We start from the raw sequence: 14,776 nt of genomic DNA on the forward strand, positions 1-14,776 counted from the left end.
CCGGTTCGCGTGGAGGAAACGCGAAAAACGAGGCACCCTGAACGAAAAAGGCGCCCGCGAAGGGCGCCTTTCCGAACCGTCCTTGCGAAGCGCGATCAGGCGAGCCCGACCTCGAACTTCGCCTCGGTCTTGGCCTTGATCTCGTCGAGGGTCACGCCCGGCGCGAGTTCCTTCAGCACCAGCGTGCCGCCGCGCTTGGTGAACTCGAACACGGCGAGGTCGGTGATCACGAAGTCGGTCACGTGCGTGCCGGTGAGGGGCAGCGTGCAGCGCGTGACCAGCTTGGGCGCGCCGGACTTCTCCACATGCTCCATGAGCACGATGACTTCCTTGGCGCCGGCCACCAGGTCCATGGCGCCGCCCATGCCCTTCACCATCTTGCCGGGGACCATCCAGTTGGCGATGTCGCCTTCCTCGGACACCTGCATGGAGCCGAGGATGGACAGGTCCATGTGCCCGCCGCGGATCATGGCGAACGAATCGGACGACGAGAAATAGGAGGTGTCCGGCACCTCGGTCACGGTCTGCTTGCCGGCATTGATGAGGTCGGGATCCTCCTCGCCCTCATAGGGGAAGGGGCCGATGCCGAGCATGCCGTTCTCGCTCTGGAAGCTCACGGTCATGCCGGGCGGCAGGGCATTGGCGACGAGGGTGGGGATGCCGATGCCGAGGTTCACGTAGAAGCCGTCGCGGATCTGCTGGGCGGCGCGGGCCGCCATCTGCTCACGGGTCCAGGCCATCACTTCACCTCTTCACGCTTGCGGGTGGTCACCTTCTCGATGCGCTTCTCGGCGCCGACCTCGACCACGATGCGGTCCACATAGATGCCGGGGGTGTGGATGTTCTCGGGATCGAGCTCGCCGACCTCCACCAGTTCCTCCACCTCGACCACGGTGATCTTGCCGGCGGTGGCCATCATCGGATTGAAGTTCCGCGCGGTCTTCCGGTAGACGAGGTTGCCTTCCTTGTCGGCCTTCCACGCCTTGATGATGGAGAGGTCGGCGACCAGGCCGGTCTCCAGCACGTAATGCTGGCCGTTGAACTCGCGGGTCGGCTTGCCCTCGGCGATGATCGTGCCGTAGCCGGTCTTGGTGTAGAAGCCGGCGATGCCGGCGCCGCCAGCGCGGATGCGCTCGGCCAGCGTGCCCTGCGGGTTGAATTCCAGCTCGAGGTCGCCAGCGAGATAGAGCTGCTCGAACAGCTTGTTCTCACCCACATAGGACGAGATCATCTTCTTGATCTGGCCGTTGGCGAGCAGGATGCCGAGGCCGAAATCGTCCACGCCGCAATTGTTGGACACCACGGTGAGGTGCTTCGGGCCGAGATCGCGGATCGCCGCGATCAGGTTCTCGGCGATGCCGCACAGGCCGAAGCCGCCCGCCATGATCGTCATGCCGTCCGAAACGATGCCCTCCAGGGCACTCTTCGCGTCCGGATACACCTTGTGTCGCATCACTTCCTCCTGGGCGCTCCCTGGGGCGCTGGCACCGAGATGAACTTATTGGGACATGGAGCGAAGCGAAAGCGGGTCCGCCACGCAATCGCCTACACGGGATTGGCTCAAAGCGACGATACGAGGTGGCCGCCATCGACCGCCAGCGTCGTGCCCGTCACGTAGGCGGACGCGTCGCAACTCAGGAACAGGAGCGGCCCCTCCAGATCGGCGAGGGCGCCGAGCCGCCGGGTGGGAATGCGCCGCACCAGCGCCTGCCCCGCCTCCGTGGCGAAGAAGTCGCGGTTGAGGTCGGTCTCCACATAGCCCGGGCACAGGGCGTTGGCGCGGATGGAGTGCCGCGCCCATTCCAGCGCCATGGACTTCGTGAGCTGCACCAGCGCCGCCTTGGATGCGGCATAGGCCGCCACCTGCCCGGCGACGCGCAGCCCGAGGATGGAGGCAACATTGATGATGGAGCCGCCCTTCTTGGCCTCCGCCATGGCCCGCGCCGCGGCCTGGGCGACGAGGAAGGAGCCCTTCAGGTTGGTGTCGATGATGCGGCCGAAATCCTCCGCCGTCTCGTCCATCAGCGGCGTGGTGCCGGTAACGCCGGCATTGTTCACGAGGATATCGAGCCCGCCGAACGCCTCGACGGTCGCGGCAACCGCGGCGGCGGCGGACGCCGGATCGGTCACGTCGAGGGCGACGGCGATGGCGGTGCCGCCGGAGGCGTTGATCTCGTCGGCGAGGACGGCGCAGGCCTCGGCCCGGCGCGCGGCAAGCGCGACCTTGGCGCCCGAGGCCGCCAGCCGACCCGCGAAATACGCACCAAGACCCCCGGACGCGCCCGTCACCAACGCGGAGCGCCCGTCCAGCGAGACACGGAAATCCATGAAATTCTTCCCGGTAGCGTTTCTCTCACCTGCCCTGGGACCGTTTGCCGGTTCTTGAAAAGCGAGCGTCCGTTTTTCATAGCCGCGGCCCATGCTGCGGCGCAAGGGGGCCGGGGCGGAAGCGCTCGAGACCGGACGGCGTGGCTGCCGGATCACGAACGCGGTACATGCTTAAGATTGAGTTTACCGAATTATACAATTAATGATTGCATAGCCGTTGGGACGCAACAGGGGGCACCCATGGCTTTCACCATCGACCAACGTCACCGGCTGATCGAGAACGGCCGGCTCGTCACGCGGATCATGTCGCCCGCCCAGAACACCGGCGGCGCCTTCGCGCGCCAGCCGTCGATCCTCATCGTGCACTTCACCTACGGGGCTTCGGCGAAATCCAGCGCCGAGTGGTTTCGCGACGGCCCGAAAAAGGTCTCGGCGCACGTCGTGGTGGATCGCGACGGCACAGTCATCCAGTGCGTGGATTTCGACACGGCCGCCAATCACGCCGGGGAATCCTCCTGGGGCGGGCTCACGTCCTTCAACAACAAGTCGTTCGGGATCGAGCTCGCCAACTGGGGCTATCTCAAGCGCAGCGGGGCGGGCTGGTCGTCCTATACGGGCGTGCCCATCCCCGAGCCGTTCATCGCCCCGCACAAGAATGGGAACCCCTACCTGCCCACGGACGCGCCAATCGGCTGGGAGCCCTATCCTCAGGCGCAGATCGCCAGCGCCATGGGCATCGCGCGGGAGATGGTGAAGACCTACAGGGTCGACACCATCCTCGGTCACGACGACATCGCCCGGGGTCGCAAATGGGATCCGGGCCCGGCGTTCGACATGGCGCGCTTCCGCAATCAGGTGCTGGGTGACCGTGCCGTGGATGGGCCGAACACCCTGACCGTGCGCTCGCCATCCGGCCTCAATCTGCGCAAGGGACCCGGCGTCAGCTTCGATGCTCTGGAATTGCTCTCCGACGGCACCATGGTGGAGCCCGTGGAGCGTAACGGCAACTGGGTTCTGGTGAATGTGCTCGATGAGGCCGGCATCGCGCAGAAGACCGGCTGGGTTCACGGCGCCTTCCTCGTGTGACCCTATTCCCGCCAGCGATCCGCCGCAGCGTCGTCGCTGACCTTGGCCTCGACCCAGCCGGCGGGGCGGGCGGCATCGGCCGGCTCCTCCTTCTTCCAGAAGGGGGCGCTGGTCTTCAGCCAGTCCATCAGGAATTCGGCGGCGGCGAAGGCGGCGGCACGGTGGGACGAGGCGGTGGCGACGAAGACGATGGGATCGCCGGGTTCCAGCCGCCCGTGCCGGTGCACCACGATGGCGCCGGTGAGCGGCCAGCGGCGGCGGGCTTCCTCGACGTGGCGCTCGATCTCCTCTTCCGCCATGCCGGGATAATGCTCCAGCGTCAGCGCGGCGAGACCCGCGCCATCCGGGCCGGCATCGGCGCGGCAGAGGCCGGTGAAGGTCACGATGGCGCCCACATCCGTCCGCCCGGCGGCGAGCGCGGCGCTTTCCGCCACGGCGTCGAACGGCTCGCGCTGGATGCGGACGGCGAACATGAGCGTCAGCCCCCCGTCATGGGCGGAAAGAACGCCACTTCCCGTGCGCCGGCGATGGCGGAATCCGGCTTCACGTGGCGGCGGTCGATGGCGGCGCGCACCACGGCTGGATTATCGAAGGCGTAGGCATGGGCCTCGTCCTGCGCAGCCAGCCAGCGGGCGAGGTCGGCGACGGTCACGACCTCGGCGGGAGGGGCGACCTCCTCCTCGGCGAGCCCCACGCGTTCGCGCAGCCACGCGAAATAGAGCACCTTCACCGCTCGTCCTCCACCAGATGGCGGGCGCCGGCGCGGAAATAGTCATAGCCGGTGTAGAGCGTGAGCACGGCCGAGATCCACAGCAGCGTCAGGCCGACGAGGTTCACCCCCGGCAGCACCGCCTCGCCCGCCGTGCCGGTGATGAGCACGCCCACGGCGACGAGCTGCAGCGTCGTCTTCCACTTGGCGAGGCGGGAGACCGGGACGGACACCCGAAGCTCGGCCAGGAACTCGCGCAGGCCGGAGACGAGGATTTCCCGACACAGGATGACGATGGCCGCCCACAGCGACCAGCCGCGGATGGTTCCGTCGGAGGCGAGCATCAGCAGGCAGGTGGAAACGAGCAGCTTGTCGGCAATGGGATCGAGCATCCGCCCGATGGCCGATTGCTGGGACCAGGCGCGGGCGAGGTAGCCGTCGAAGAAGTCGGTGATCGCCGCCGCCACATAGATGAACAGCGCCACCCAGCGCAGCCAGACCCCGCCGGCGAGGATGTCCGACCAGAACAGGCTCGCTGCCACCAGCGGCACCGCCACGCAGCGCGAATAGGTGAGGATGTTCGGCAGCGACAGGGCATGCCCGCGGGAAGGCCGCTCGGTCGCGGGCGGGGCATCGGATCGTGTCGCTGCGTCGGACATGAGCACCACTTGATAAAGCACGGCCGCGATGGGACGCATCGCGCAGGTCATCGTTCCTATTTAGGCCGGGCGGGCGGCCGGCGAAAGCCTTGAAGGCTCCTCATGATGAAGGCCGCTCGTGGAAATAATCATACACCGCCTTGGCCGTACCGGCATTGATGCCCGCCACCTGTTCCAGATCGGCGAGTGACGCGCGCTCGATGGCCTTGAGCGTGCCGAAGTGGCGCAGGAGGGCGCGCTTGCGGGTCGGCCCCACCCCCGGAATGGCCTGAAGCCCGGCTTCCGTGATGTCCTTCTTGCGCCGCGCCCGGTGCGAGCCGATGGCGAAGCGGTGCGCCTCGTCGCGCAGCCGCTGGATATAATAGAGCACCGGATCGCGCGGCTCCATGCGGAACGGTGTGCGGCCGGGCAGGAAGAACTGCTCGCGCCCCGCCTCGCGGTCGAGCCCCTTGGCGATGCCCACCAGCGGCACGTCGGTGATGCCAAGCTCCTCCAGAACCTTCCGCGCGGCATTGAGCTGCCCGAGGCCGCCGTCGATCAGCACGAGATCGGGCCATGGCGAGGCGCCGGTGGCATCGGGAATCGCGTCGGGCTCGTCTTCCATCTCGGACTCAGCCGGTGGTGCGGCGGAGGGGTCGTCACCCCTCACCTCACCCCCCAAGGCGAGCGCAGGCTCCGGCGACGCTTCGGTCCCTGCGGCGGCCTCGATCGGTGCCGGATGGTCTTCTGTGTCCCCGCCCATCGCATCCGGAACGCCCTCTTCCCTCGCGGGCGATGGCGGGGGTGATGGGGGCACTGCCTCGGAAGCACTCGGAGCATTCTCCCGCGGCGCCTCCTTCAGCAGGCGCGCGAAACGGCGCGTCAGCACCTCACGCATCATGCCGAAGTCGTCGCCGGGCACGAGATCGGCCGACTTGATGTTGAACTTGCGGTATTGCGACTTCCGGAACCCCTCCGGGCCAGCCACGATCATGCCGCCCACCGCGTTGGTGCCCATGATGTGGGAGTTGTCATAGACCTCGATGCGCTGGGGCGGCGCCTTGAGGCCGAAGGTGGCGGCGACGCCTTCCAGCAGCTTCGCCTGCGTCGCGCTTTCGGCGAGGGTGCGGGCCAGCGCCTCGCGCGCGTTCTGCAAGGCGTGGTCGACGAGGTCGCGCTTCTCCCCGCGCTGGGGCACGGCGATCTCGACCCGATAGCCGGCCTTCTCGGACAAGGCCTCGGCCAGAAGCTCCTGCTCCTCCACCTTGTGGGACAGCAGGAGAAGGCGCGGACAGGGCTTGTCCTCATAGAACTGCGCGAGAAAGGCGCCGAGCACCTCTGCCTCGGTCAGCGAGCGATCGGCGCGGGGATAATAAGCGCGGTTGCCCCAGTTCTGTCCGGTGCGGAAGAAGAACACCTCCACGCATGTGGCCCCGCCCTGCTGGTGGCAGGCAAACACGTCCGCCTCCTCTACCCCGCGCGGATTGATGCCCTGCGACCCCTGCACGGCGGAGAGGGCGGCAAGACGGTCCCGCAGGCGCGCTGCGCGCTCGAACTCCAGTTCCTCGGCCGCCTGCTCCATCTCCTTGGCAAGTTCCTCCTTGATGGCGCGGGAGCGGCCGGAGAGGAAGGCGCGGGCCTCGCGCACCAGCTCGGCATAGTCCTGATGGCTCACCTCACCCGTGCAGGGGCCGGCGCAGCGCTTGATCTGAAAGAGAAGGCACGGGCGCGTGCGATTCTCGTAATAGCTGTCGGAGCAGGAGCGCAGCAGGAAGGCGCGCTCCAGGGCGTTGATGGTGCGGTCCACCGCCCAGACGCTGGCGAACGGGCCGTAATAGTCCCCCGGACGATTGCGCGCGCCGCGATGCTTGGCGATCTGCGGCGAGACGTGATCGGCGGTGATGAGGATGTAGGGGAACGACTTGTCGTCCCTCAGCAGCACGTTGAAGCGCGGCTTCAGCTGCTTGATGAGGTTGGCTTCCAGCAGCAGCGCTTCGGGCTCGGTGCGGGTGGAGACGAACTCCATCTGCGCCGTCCCGGCGATCATGCGGGCGATGCGGTTGGTGTGGCCGACGGGGCGCGTATAGCTGAGCACGCGCTTCTTGATGCTCTTGGCCTTGCCCACATAGAGCACGGTGCCGTCCGCCGCGATCATGCGGTAGACGCCCGGCCCGTTGGGCGCGTGCTTCACCGCGCGGATGATGGCGGCGCGGCCCGTGGCCAGGCTTTCCTCGCCCGGCAGCGTCTCGTCCGCTGGCTCGAGCTCGAGAAGGACGGCCTCTTCCGTCTCTTCCGCCGCTCCCTCACCCGCTCCCGGCGGCAAGGCTTCGCTCGGCGCGCCGCCATCGGCGCGGGCAAGGGCAATCTCGGGTGGGGCGGCGGGGCGGCGGCGGGTCATGGATGCGTATGTAATGCGCCCGGTGCCCGGAGGGAACGGCGGAGCCGGCCGCCTGCTTTCACCGGGCGTCAACCATAGCGGCATTCGATTCTTTGGCCGGTCCGCGCGCCAGCCCCGCACAAGGCCAAAAATCCACATTCAGCGCAAAGTCATAGATAGTTACTACGTCATCAACCATGAGCGCGATCGACAGCAACCGCAGAGAATTAGGCAAGTTTCACCTGCGAGGGTGCGCGGAAGGCCGGATGCCAACCGGCCGGCCCCTCTCGGAGGATGATCCATGCGTATCCGTCTGCTTGCATCCGCCGCTGCACTGGCGGGCTTTGCTCTCGCCACGCCGGCCGGAGCGGCCGACCTCGGCTATCCGGCGCCCTACGTGCAGCCGGTGGCAGCTTTCACATGGACGGGCTTCTATCTGGGCGCCAACGCCGGCTATGGCTGGGGCTCCTCGTCCTTCAGCAGCCCGGGAGGTTTCCTCGGCGGCTTCCAGGCCGGCTACAATTTCCAGTTCGGCAGCCCGTTCGTGCTCGGCGTCGAGACCGATTTCGCCTTCTCCGGCATGTCGGCCGGAGCCTACAGCCTCAACAATCTCGGCACCGTGCGAGCCCGCCTCGGCTATTCATTCGACCGGGTGCTGGTCTATGGCACCGGCGGCTTCGCCTATGGTCAGGGCAGCGCGAACTTCTTCAGCCTCACCTCCTCCTCCACCCAGACCGGATGGACTTTGGGCCTCGGCGCAGAGGTAGGATTTGACCGAAACTGGTCTGCGAAGCTGGAATATCTTTATGTAGACTTGGGTAGCGCCACGTTCGCAACTGCGGTTGGTCCGGTAAATACTGGCTTGGATGCCAATATTCTTCGCGCCGGCGTGAATTATCGATTCTAGCGGGGGACGTAACGCAAGGAAAAGAAATGCGGCTAAACATGGGAACAATCCCAAATATGCCGCGTTTACGCGCCATTGTGTCACGGGAATTAAGAAAAGTTAGGAAAAGGCCACATCTCTGCCCGGTTTGATTTTTCGGGTGTGGCCGGATCGCTACAGACGGCACCGGGCAGGAGCTGTAAGAAAGAACCACCCGACGGCGACCTCCTCCGGGAGGGGCCGGCGAAACCACAAAGGTAGATACTCATGTTGAAGCGTGCACTTCTGGGCGCCACCGCCCTGGTTCTCCTCGCCGGCACCGCCTCCGCGGCCGACCTGGCCACCCGCTATCCGGTGAAGGCCGCCCCGATCCCCGTGCAGGTCTTCTCCTGGACCGGCTTCTACATCGGCGGCAACGTGGGCTGGGGCTGGGCCGACAACACCTACGACTACACCCCCTTCGCTTCGCCCACCTATAGCTACAGCCCCGGCACGTCCAACGGCTTCACCGGCGGTCTGCAGATCGGCTACAACTACCAGTTCGCCAACAACGTCGTGCTCGGCGTCGAGACGGACTTCAACTGGGCCGACATCAACACCAGCGGCGTGCTGTTCGGTGGCCCGCTCGGCGGCGGCGTGATCGACCAGAAGGTCGACTACTTCGGCACCATCCGCGCCCGCCTCGGCTATGCCATGGACCGCTTCCTGCCGTACATCACCGGCGGCGTGGCCTATGCCAACACCAAGTACACCGACCCCTTCGGCCTCTCGGACAGCAACCTGAAGTGGGGCTGGACCGCCGGCGCCGGTGTCGAGTACGCCCTCACCAACAACTGGACGATCAAGGCCGAGTACCTGTACCTCGGCTTCGACAACAGCAAGACCAACTACACCAACGGCGATCAGCTGTCCGTCGGCAGCAACATCCAGACCGCCCGTCTCGGCGTGAACTACAAGTTCTGATCCGAAACACCCCCTTGCATTGGGCCCCCGGCATCGCCGGGGGCCTTTTGCTTTAGGCGGTCCATTCAGACGTCCGTCCGCAGCGGCACCTTCTTCTCCGAGCCGCTTTCGTCGCGCACCGCGAATCGGTAGGCGCCCGCGCTGTCGCGGGAGACCTCGTAGGTGAGCCGGCCGGTGATGCGGTTTTCCTTGTCGAAGGTCAGCACCTTCGGCCGGAGCGCCACGATCTCCCCTTCCGGCACATAGACCGAATTGCAGATGATGACCTCGTCGCCCGGCTGGCAGGTGCGAGCCGCCGCACCATTGAGGACGCAGCAGCGCGAGCCGCGCTCGCCCAGGATGACGTAGGTGGAGATGCGGGCGCCGGAATTGCGGTTCCAGATCTCCACGAACTCCAGCGGCAGGATGCCGGCCTCCTCGCAATGCTCGGGATCGAGCGTGATGGAGCCGTGATAATTGAGGTCGGCCCCGGTCACGGTCAGTCCGTGCAGCTTGCCGGCGACGATCTTGCGCATGCCCCTGTCCCCTCCTCCCGCAGTCTGGTCCCGGCGGGTGATAGGCCGGCCCATCGCCGGAGGAAATAGGATGCGGCCATCCCCCGCACCCGAGCGCGCGGTAACACGGGGATGCAATTCTTGAACGGGGCCAGGGGCCGGATTTGACCCACTGCCTCGCCTTCTTAACTATGATCGTGCTAGAGCGCGCAATCGTTGAACGGCAGAAGAGGGCTGAAATGGCTCATCCGGCAGCGCCCGATCAGGAGCGCGCCTCGAACCGTCCGGTACGCATCGGCGTCACGGGCATCGGCATCATGGGATCGAATCACGCCCGCGTGCTGGCCGAGCTCCCAGGCGCGGAACTGGTTGCGGTTGCGGATCCCGATCAGGCGCAGGCCCAGCGGGTCGCCAATTTTCTCGGCTGCAAGGCGGTGGGCGACCACCACGAACTCCTCGCCCTCGGCCTTGACGCCGTGGTCGTGGCAGCGCCCACCCATCTACACCACCCCATCGCCCTCGACGTGATCGCGGCCGGCTGCTCGGTGCTGGTGGAGAAGCCCGTCGCCTCCACCACCGAGGAGGGCCGCGAGATCGTGGCCGCCGCCCGCGAGAAGGGCGTCACCCTCATGATCGGCCATGTGGAGCGGTTCAATCCGGCGGTACGCGCCATCAAGGACGCCATCCGCGACGAAAACCTGCTCTCCATCGCCATCACCCGCGTCGGCCCCTTCCCGCCGCGCATGTCCAATGTGGGCGTGGTGATCGACCTCGCGGTGCACGACATCGACCTGATCCGCTGGTTCACCGGCTCGGACATCCTGGAAGTGCAGCCGCAGACCCGCGCCGCCATTGCCGAGCGCGAGGACATCGCCCTGCTCCAGTTCCGCACCGCCACCGGGGCGCTGGCGCACATCAACACCAACTGGCTGACGCCCTTCAAGGCGCGCACGGTCCACGTCGCCACCTCGAAGAAATACGTGATCGGCGATCTGCTCACCCGCCAGGTGACCGAGCATTTCGACTATCGCCCCGACGGCTCCTATTCCACCCGGCATCTGCCGGTGGCCTATGCCGAGCCGCTGCGCGCGGAGCTGGAGAATTTCCTCTCCTCCGTGCGCACCGGTCGTCCGCCGGAAGTGACCGGTGAAGAGGGTGTGGCGAGCCTGGAGATCGCCATGGCCTGTCTGCCCGGCGCCGCCGCCTCGGCGCGCGCCTCCTCCACCAAGCGCCGCGCGGTGGGCTGAGCCCGCCGCTGAACGCGTGCCGCGCCGGCGTTTTCGCCGGCGGGCCGGTGCGCGCCTGCGAAACGCCCGAGCTTCCGGGCCTTCTGAACGGACCTGAGATGACCTCTCCCGCGTCGGGCGCCAGCGCCCCCATCGCCTTCATCGACCTTGCCGCCCAGCGCGCCCGCATCGGCCGCCGTGTGGATGATGCGGTGCAGGCGGTGCTCGCCTCCTGCCGCTTCATCAACGGCCCGGAAGTGACCGAGTTCGAGCAGAAGCTCGCCGCGTTCGCCGGCGCGAAATACGCCGTCTCCTGCTCCAGCGGCACGGATGCGCTGGCTTTGCTGCTGATGGCCTGGGGTGTGAAGGCGGGCGATGCCGTGTTCTGCCCGGCCTTCACCTTCTGCGCCACCGCCGAGGTGGTGCCGTGGGTGGGCGCCACGCCGGTGTTCGTGGACGTGAAGGAAGACACCTTCAACATGGACCCGGAGAGCCTGGAGCAGGCGATCCAGGTGGCCATCGAGCAGGGCCTCGACCCGCGGGTGGTGATTCCGGTGGATCTGTTCGGCCAGCCTGCGGACTATGACGCCATCCTGCCGATCGCCGAGAAATACAGCCTCAAGGTGCTGTGCGACACGGCGCAGGGCTTCGGCGGCACGTGGAACAACCGGCGCACCGGCTCCATCGGCGATGCCACCGCCACCTCCTTCTTCCCCGCCAAGCCGCTCGGCGCCTATGGCGACGGCGGTGCCATCCTCACCGACAACGAGGAACTGGTGACCATCCTCAAGAGCCTGCGCGAGCACGGCCAGGGCGTGGACAAATACCAGAACGTGCGCATCGGCATGACAGCGCGCCTCGACACCATCCAGGCGGCGGTGCTGCTCGAGAAGCTCGCCATCTTCGAGGACGAGATCGCGGCGCGCGAGAAGGTGGCGCGGCGCTACAATGACCTGCTCAAGGATGTGGCCGGCGTGCCGGTGGTCGATCCGCGGGCGACGTCAGTGTGGGCGCAATACACCATCAAGCTCTCCCCCGGCGTGCGCGACGGCCTCGCCGAGAAGCTGAAGGCCGAGGGCGTGCCCACCGCCGTCTACTACCGCCTGCCCATGCACCTGCAGCCGGCCTATCGCCACTACCCCTCCGCCGGCGCCATCCTGCCGGTGTGCGAGGCGCTGGCGGAAGAGGTCATCTCCCTGCCCATGCACGCTTATCTGGACGAGGCGACGCAGGATCGCATCGTCGACGCGGTGAAGCGGGCACTGGCGGCCTGAAAACGCAGGACGGACCAATAAAAAGGGCCGCGGGAGGCATCTCCCGCGGCCCTTTTCCGTTTCAGGCCGGCATGAGCCGGCCACGCCTCACTTGCCGCGCTTGAAGGTGTTCCAGGTCTTGGTGATGACCCGCTGCACCGGCGGCTCGTTGGTGGTGACGATGAAGAGGCGGTCGAAGACCTCCTTCGTCGGATAGATGGACGGATTGTCCATGATTTCCTTGTCGATGAACTTCTGCGAAGCGAGGTTGCCGTTCGCATAGGAGATGAAGTTCGAGTTCTTGGCCGCCACTTCGGGCTTCATCATGTAGTTGATGAAGGCGAGGGCATTGTCGATGTTCTTCGCATCCTTCGGGATGGCGAAGTTGTCGAACCACATGAGCGCCCCTTCCTTGGGCAGCACGTAGTCCACATTCACCGGCTTCTTCTTGGTCTTCTTGGCGGCTTCCTGGGCGCGGGTCTTGGCCTGGTAGACGTCACCCGACCAGCCGAGGGCGATACAGATGTCGCCGCGCGCCAGCGCGTTGATGTAGCCCGAGGAATCGAACTTCTTGATGTAGGGCCGGATGGTCATCAGCAGCTCGCCGGCCTTGGCGATGTCCTCAGGATTCTTGGAGTTGGGATCCAGCCCCAGATACTTCATGGCGGTCGGGATTACCTCTTCCGGACCGTCGAGCACGTAGACGCCGCAATCCTTCAGCTTGGAGAGGATTTCCGGCTTGAAGATGATGTCCCAGGTGTTGAGCGGGATGTCGCCGAGGCGCTCCTTCACCTTGTCCACGTTGTAGCCGATGCCGGTGGTGCCCCACATGTAGTTGACGGCGTGGGCGTTACCGGGATCGTAGACGGCGAGGCGCTGCGTCACCTCGGGCCAGGCATATTGCAGGTTCGGAAGCTTGGACTTGTCGAGGGGGATGAACACGCCCGCCTTGATCTGCCGCTGCAGGAAGGAGCCCGACGGCACCACCACGTCGTAGCCGGTCTTGCCCGCGAGCAGCTTCGTCTCCAGCACCTCGTTGCTGTCGAAGACGTCGTAGCGGACCTTGATGCCGGTTTCCTTGGTGAAGTCTTCCAGAACGGTCGGATCGATATAGTCCGACCAGTTGAAGACGTTGACGACCTTGTCCTGGGCCGTCGCCACGCCGGTAAGGCCCAGCGTGGCCACGACGACTGCAGCTAGCGTTTGGCGAAGCATCCGCCGTTCTCCTCTTGCGCGGGGCGGGCTTTTTCTGCCGTCCCCGGTGGTGGAAGGCTATTGCGTTGCGGCACACCGCTCAACAGGAAACGGGGGCGCCGCAGTGCTCACAGGTACGTGTCGTACTCCAAGGGCAGAATCTGGCGAGTGAAGGCGGCCAGTTCCTCCCGCTTCATCACGCCGTAGATGCGGCGATAGTCTTCGCCGAAAGCGCGGGCGATGAAATCGGAGGCGAAGAACCGCCGCACAGCCTCCTCCATAGAAGGCGAAAGGCGCTCAGCCTCGTGCTCGTAGGCATTGCCGGAAAGCGGCGCAGGCGGCTCGATCTCGCGCTCCAGCCCCTCCAGCATGCCGGCGAGGATGCCGGCGAGCACCAGATGAGGATGAGCTTCCGCCCCCGCGATGCGGTGCTCCAGCCGGCGCGCGGCAGGCGGCCCGTTGGGCACGCGCACCGCCACCGAGCGGTTGTCATAGCCCCAGCTGATGGAAACAGGCGCATAGGAGCCGGGCACGAGGCGGCGGTACCCGTTGTAGCTCGGCACGAACAGCAGCGTGGATTCCGCCATGGTGGCGAGCAGGCCACCGGCGGCATGGCGCAGCGCCCGGTCGCCCACCCCGTCCGGCTTGGCGAAGAGATTGCCGCCGGCCTTCTCCATCAGGCTCACATGGACATGCATGCCGTTGCCGGCGAAATCCACCAGGGGCTTGGCCATGAAACTCGCGCGCAGGCCGTGGCGGCGGGCGACGCCATCGATGAGCCGGCGCAGCAATATGGCGTCGTCCGCCGCCGCCAGCGCATCCACCCGATGGTAGAGATTGACCTCGAACTGGCCAGGCGCGGCCTCGGAAATCACCGTGTCAGCCGGCAGGCCCTGCTGCTCGCAGGCGGCGCGCATGTCGTGCAACACCGGCGCGAAGGCGTCGAGGTCGGACATGGAATACATGTTCTGGCGCGCCTGCCCGGTGGCCGGAAACACCGGCTCCGGCGGCGCGCCGGGTACGTCGGACGGCTTCAGCAGATAGAATTCCAGCTCGAAGGCGACGCAGGGGGCGAGGCCCCGCGCGGTGAAGCGATCCACGATGCCGGCGAGCTGCTGGCGCGGATCGAGCTTCCACGGCGCGCCTTTGGCCGAGCCGTCCGGCTCGTGCATGGTGATGAGCACCTGCGCGGTGGGCCGGGGCGCCCAGGGCACCGGCTTCAGCGTGCCCGCCACCGGCCAGCACAGGCCATCCTTGTCGCCGGTCTCGAGGTGGATCTCGGTGGCCTCCACCTCGCAGCCCCAGATGTCGAGGCCGAAGATGGAGAGGGGGATGGCCACCCCATCCTTCCAGATCTTGGTGATGGACCGTCCGGGGATCCATTTGCCGCGTAGCACCGCGGACGTGTCGGGCAGAAGAACTTCCACCACCTCCGGCTCGCCGTAGGTGGAAAGATAGGCCGCAACCTCGTCGGCGGGCTCTGCGGCGGCAGAGGCCTCGTCGGGTCGGCGGCCGGGGAGTGTGACCGGCATGATACTCCGTCTTCACAAAAGCGACGTTCAAGCCGCATCCAAGCGCTAACGTGGGGAACCTTCAAGCGCGTCCGCACTTATCACACCTTG

General features: G+C 66.4%; 15 protein-coding genes. 5 read left to right on the forward strand and 10 right to left on the reverse strand.

What is annotated here, in order from left to right; all coding sequences use genetic code 11:
* Nucleotides 1–95: 95 nt before the first annotated feature.
* The 3 genes from FHT36_RS06115 to FHT36_RS06125 all read right to left on the reverse strand — a co-directional run bounded on the left by FHT36_RS06115 (nucleotide 96) and on the right by FHT36_RS06125 (nucleotide 2,328).
* On the reverse strand, nucleotides 96–740 hold the full coding sequence (locus FHT36_RS06115) for a CoA transferase subunit B (RefSeq protein WP_169121639.1): 645 nt from the start codon (nucleotides 738–740) through the stop codon (nucleotides 96–98).
* The gene (locus FHT36_RS06120; RefSeq protein ID WP_024277290.1) at nucleotides 740–1,453 is read right to left on the reverse strand and encodes a CoA transferase subunit A; all 714 of its coding nucleotides are present in this window, start codon (nucleotides 1,451–1,453) and stop codon (nucleotides 740–742) included. The genes FHT36_RS06115 and FHT36_RS06120 overlap by 1 nt, the downstream gene beginning before the upstream one ends.
* A 107-nt stretch (nucleotides 1,454–1,560) precedes the next feature.
* Nucleotides 1,561–2,328 (reverse strand): glucose 1-dehydrogenase, encoded by a 768-nt coding sequence (locus FHT36_RS06125; RefSeq protein ID WP_169121640.1) that lies wholly within the window; start codon nucleotides 2,326–2,328, stop codon nucleotides 1,561–1,563.
* A 240-nt stretch (nucleotides 2,329–2,568) separates the two neighbouring features.
* Between FHT36_RS06125 and FHT36_RS06130 the strand changes: the two genes are divergently transcribed.
* On the forward strand, nucleotides 2,569–3,414 hold the full coding sequence (locus tag FHT36_RS06130) for an N-acetylmuramoyl-L-alanine amidase (RefSeq protein ID WP_169121641.1): 846 nt from the start codon (nucleotides 2,569–2,571) through the stop codon (nucleotides 3,412–3,414).
* Nucleotides 3,415–3,416: 2 nt separating this feature from the next.
* Here the strand turns inward: FHT36_RS06130 and FHT36_RS06135 are convergent, their stop codons facing one another.
* The 4 genes from FHT36_RS06135 to uvrC all read right to left on the reverse strand — a co-directional run bounded on the left by FHT36_RS06135 (nucleotide 3,417) and on the right by uvrC (nucleotide 7,159).
* Complete coding sequence (locus tag FHT36_RS06135) at nucleotides 3,417–3,887, reverse strand: molybdenum cofactor biosynthesis protein MoaE (RefSeq protein ID WP_169121642.1); 471 nt, start codon at nucleotides 3,885–3,887, stop codon at nucleotides 3,417–3,419.
* A 5-nt stretch (nucleotides 3,888–3,892) separates the two neighbouring features.
* Nucleotides 3,893–4,144 (reverse strand): molybdopterin converting factor subunit 1, encoded by a 252-nt coding sequence (gene moaD, locus FHT36_RS06140; protein WP_169121643.1) that lies wholly within the window; start codon nucleotides 4,142–4,144, stop codon nucleotides 3,893–3,895.
* Nucleotides 4,141–4,782 carry a CDP-diacylglycerol--glycerol-3-phosphate 3-phosphatidyltransferase gene (gene pgsA, locus FHT36_RS06145; protein WP_210257646.1) on the reverse strand — a complete coding sequence of 214 codons (642 nt, stop codon included), beginning with the start codon at nucleotides 4,780–4,782 and terminating at the stop codon, nucleotides 4,141–4,143. Before pgsA ends, moaD begins: the two co-directional genes overlap by 4 nt.
* A 100-nt stretch (nucleotides 4,783–4,882) precedes the next feature.
* Nucleotides 4,883–7,159 carry an excinuclease ABC subunit UvrC gene (uvrC, locus tag FHT36_RS06150; RefSeq protein WP_169121644.1) on the reverse strand — a complete coding sequence of 759 codons (2,277 nt, stop codon included), beginning with the start codon at nucleotides 7,157–7,159 and terminating at the stop codon, nucleotides 4,883–4,885.
* A 280-nt stretch (nucleotides 7,160–7,439) separates the two neighbouring features.
* On the opposite strand from uvrC, the gene FHT36_RS06155 reads away from it, so the two are divergent.
* On the forward strand, nucleotides 7,440–8,045 hold the full coding sequence (locus FHT36_RS06155; RefSeq protein WP_169121645.1) for an outer membrane protein: 606 nt from the start codon (nucleotides 7,440–7,442) through the stop codon (nucleotides 8,043–8,045).
* 246 nt (nucleotides 8,046–8,291) lie between these two features.
* Nucleotides 8,292–8,987 (forward strand): outer membrane protein, encoded by a 696-nt coding sequence (locus FHT36_RS06160; RefSeq protein ID WP_169121646.1) that lies wholly within the window; start codon nucleotides 8,292–8,294, stop codon nucleotides 8,985–8,987.
* A gap of 65 nt (nucleotides 8,988–9,052) precedes the next feature.
* Here the strand turns inward: FHT36_RS06160 and panD are convergent, their stop codons facing one another.
* On the reverse strand, nucleotides 9,053–9,502 hold the full coding sequence (panD, locus tag FHT36_RS06165) for an aspartate 1-decarboxylase (protein WP_169121647.1): 450 nt from the start codon (nucleotides 9,500–9,502) through the stop codon (nucleotides 9,053–9,055).
* Between the two features lie 218 nt (nucleotides 9,503–9,720).
* Here panD and FHT36_RS06170 point away from each other — a divergent pair, with 218 nt between their 5' ends.
* A complete protein-coding gene (locus tag FHT36_RS06170; protein WP_169121648.1) occupies nucleotides 9,721–10,728 on the forward strand; it encodes a Gfo/Idh/MocA family protein in 1,008 nt (335 codons plus the stop codon).
* A gap of 98 nt (nucleotides 10,729–10,826) precedes the next feature.
* Nucleotides 10,827–11,981: a DegT/DnrJ/EryC1/StrS aminotransferase family protein gene (locus tag FHT36_RS06175; protein ID WP_169121649.1), complete on the forward strand. Its 1,155-nt coding sequence runs from the start codon at nucleotides 10,827–10,829 to the stop codon at nucleotides 11,979–11,981.
* An 87-nt stretch (nucleotides 11,982–12,068) separates the two neighbouring features.
* Here FHT36_RS06175 and FHT36_RS06180 read toward each other — a convergent pair whose 3' ends face one another.
* Together FHT36_RS06180 and FHT36_RS06185 are read right to left on the reverse strand one after the other, a co-directional pair.
* Nucleotides 12,069–13,175: a polyamine ABC transporter substrate-binding protein gene (locus tag FHT36_RS06180; RefSeq protein WP_169121650.1), complete on the reverse strand. Its 1,107-nt coding sequence runs from the start codon at nucleotides 13,173–13,175 to the stop codon at nucleotides 12,069–12,071.
* Nucleotides 13,176–13,282: 107 nt separating this feature from the next.
* Entirely contained in the window at nucleotides 13,283–14,686 is a 1,404-nt protein-coding gene (locus FHT36_RS06185) for a glutamine synthetase family protein (protein WP_169121651.1), read from the reverse strand.
* Between the last annotated feature and the right edge of the window lie 90 nt (nucleotides 14,687–14,776).

The sequence above is a fragment of the Xanthobacter sp. SG618 genome, assembly GCF_012932745.1.
GTDB classification, from domain to species: domain Bacteria; phylum Pseudomonadota; class Alphaproteobacteria; order Rhizobiales; family Xanthobacteraceae; genus Xanthobacter; species Xanthobacter flavus.

Coding starts and splice junctions, on each gene's coding strand:
- FHT36_RS06175 (WP_169121649.1), top strand. CDS start 10,827: ATGACCTCTCCCGCGTCGGGCGCCAGCGCCCCCATCGCCTTCATCGAC.
- FHT36_RS06160 (WP_169121646.1), top strand. CDS start 8,292: ATGTTGAAGCGTGCACTTCTGGGCGCCACCGCCCTGGTTCTCCTCGCC.
- FHT36_RS06120 (WP_024277290.1), bottom strand. CDS start 1,453: ATGCGACACAAGGTGTATCCGGACGCGAAGAGTGCCCTGGAGGGCATC.
- pgsA (WP_210257646.1), bottom strand. CDS start 4,782: ATGTCCGACGCAGCGACACGATCCGATGCCCCGCCCGCGACCGAGCGG.
- FHT36_RS06115 (WP_169121639.1), bottom strand. CDS start 740: ATGGCCTGGACCCGTGAGCAGATGGCGGCCCGCGCCGCCCAGCAGATC.
- FHT36_RS06135 (WP_169121642.1), bottom strand. CDS start 3,887: ATGTTCGCCGTCCGCATCCAGCGCGAGCCGTTCGACGCCGTGGCGGAA.
- FHT36_RS06130 (WP_169121641.1), top strand. CDS start 2,569: ATGGCTTTCACCATCGACCAACGTCACCGGCTGATCGAGAACGGCCGG.
- FHT36_RS06155 (WP_169121645.1), top strand. CDS start 7,440: ATGCGTATCCGTCTGCTTGCATCCGCCGCTGCACTGGCGGGCTTTGCT.
- panD (WP_169121647.1), bottom strand. CDS start 9,502: ATGCGCAAGATCGTCGCCGGCAAGCTGCACGGACTGACCGTGACCGGG.
- FHT36_RS06185 (WP_169121651.1), bottom strand. CDS start 14,686: ATGCCGGTCACACTCCCCGGCCGCCGACCCGACGAGGCCTCTGCCGCC.
- FHT36_RS06125 (WP_169121640.1), bottom strand. CDS start 2,328: ATGGATTTCCGTGTCTCGCTGGACGGGCGCTCCGCGTTGGTGACGGGC.
- FHT36_RS06170 (WP_169121648.1), top strand. CDS start 9,721: ATGGCTCATCCGGCAGCGCCCGATCAGGAGCGCGCCTCGAACCGTCCG.
- uvrC (WP_169121644.1), bottom strand. CDS start 7,159: ATGACCCGCCGCCGCCCCGCCGCCCCACCCGAGATTGCCCTTGCCCGC.
- FHT36_RS06180 (WP_169121650.1), bottom strand. CDS start 13,175: ATGCTTCGCCAAACGCTAGCTGCAGTCGTCGTGGCCACGCTGGGCCTT.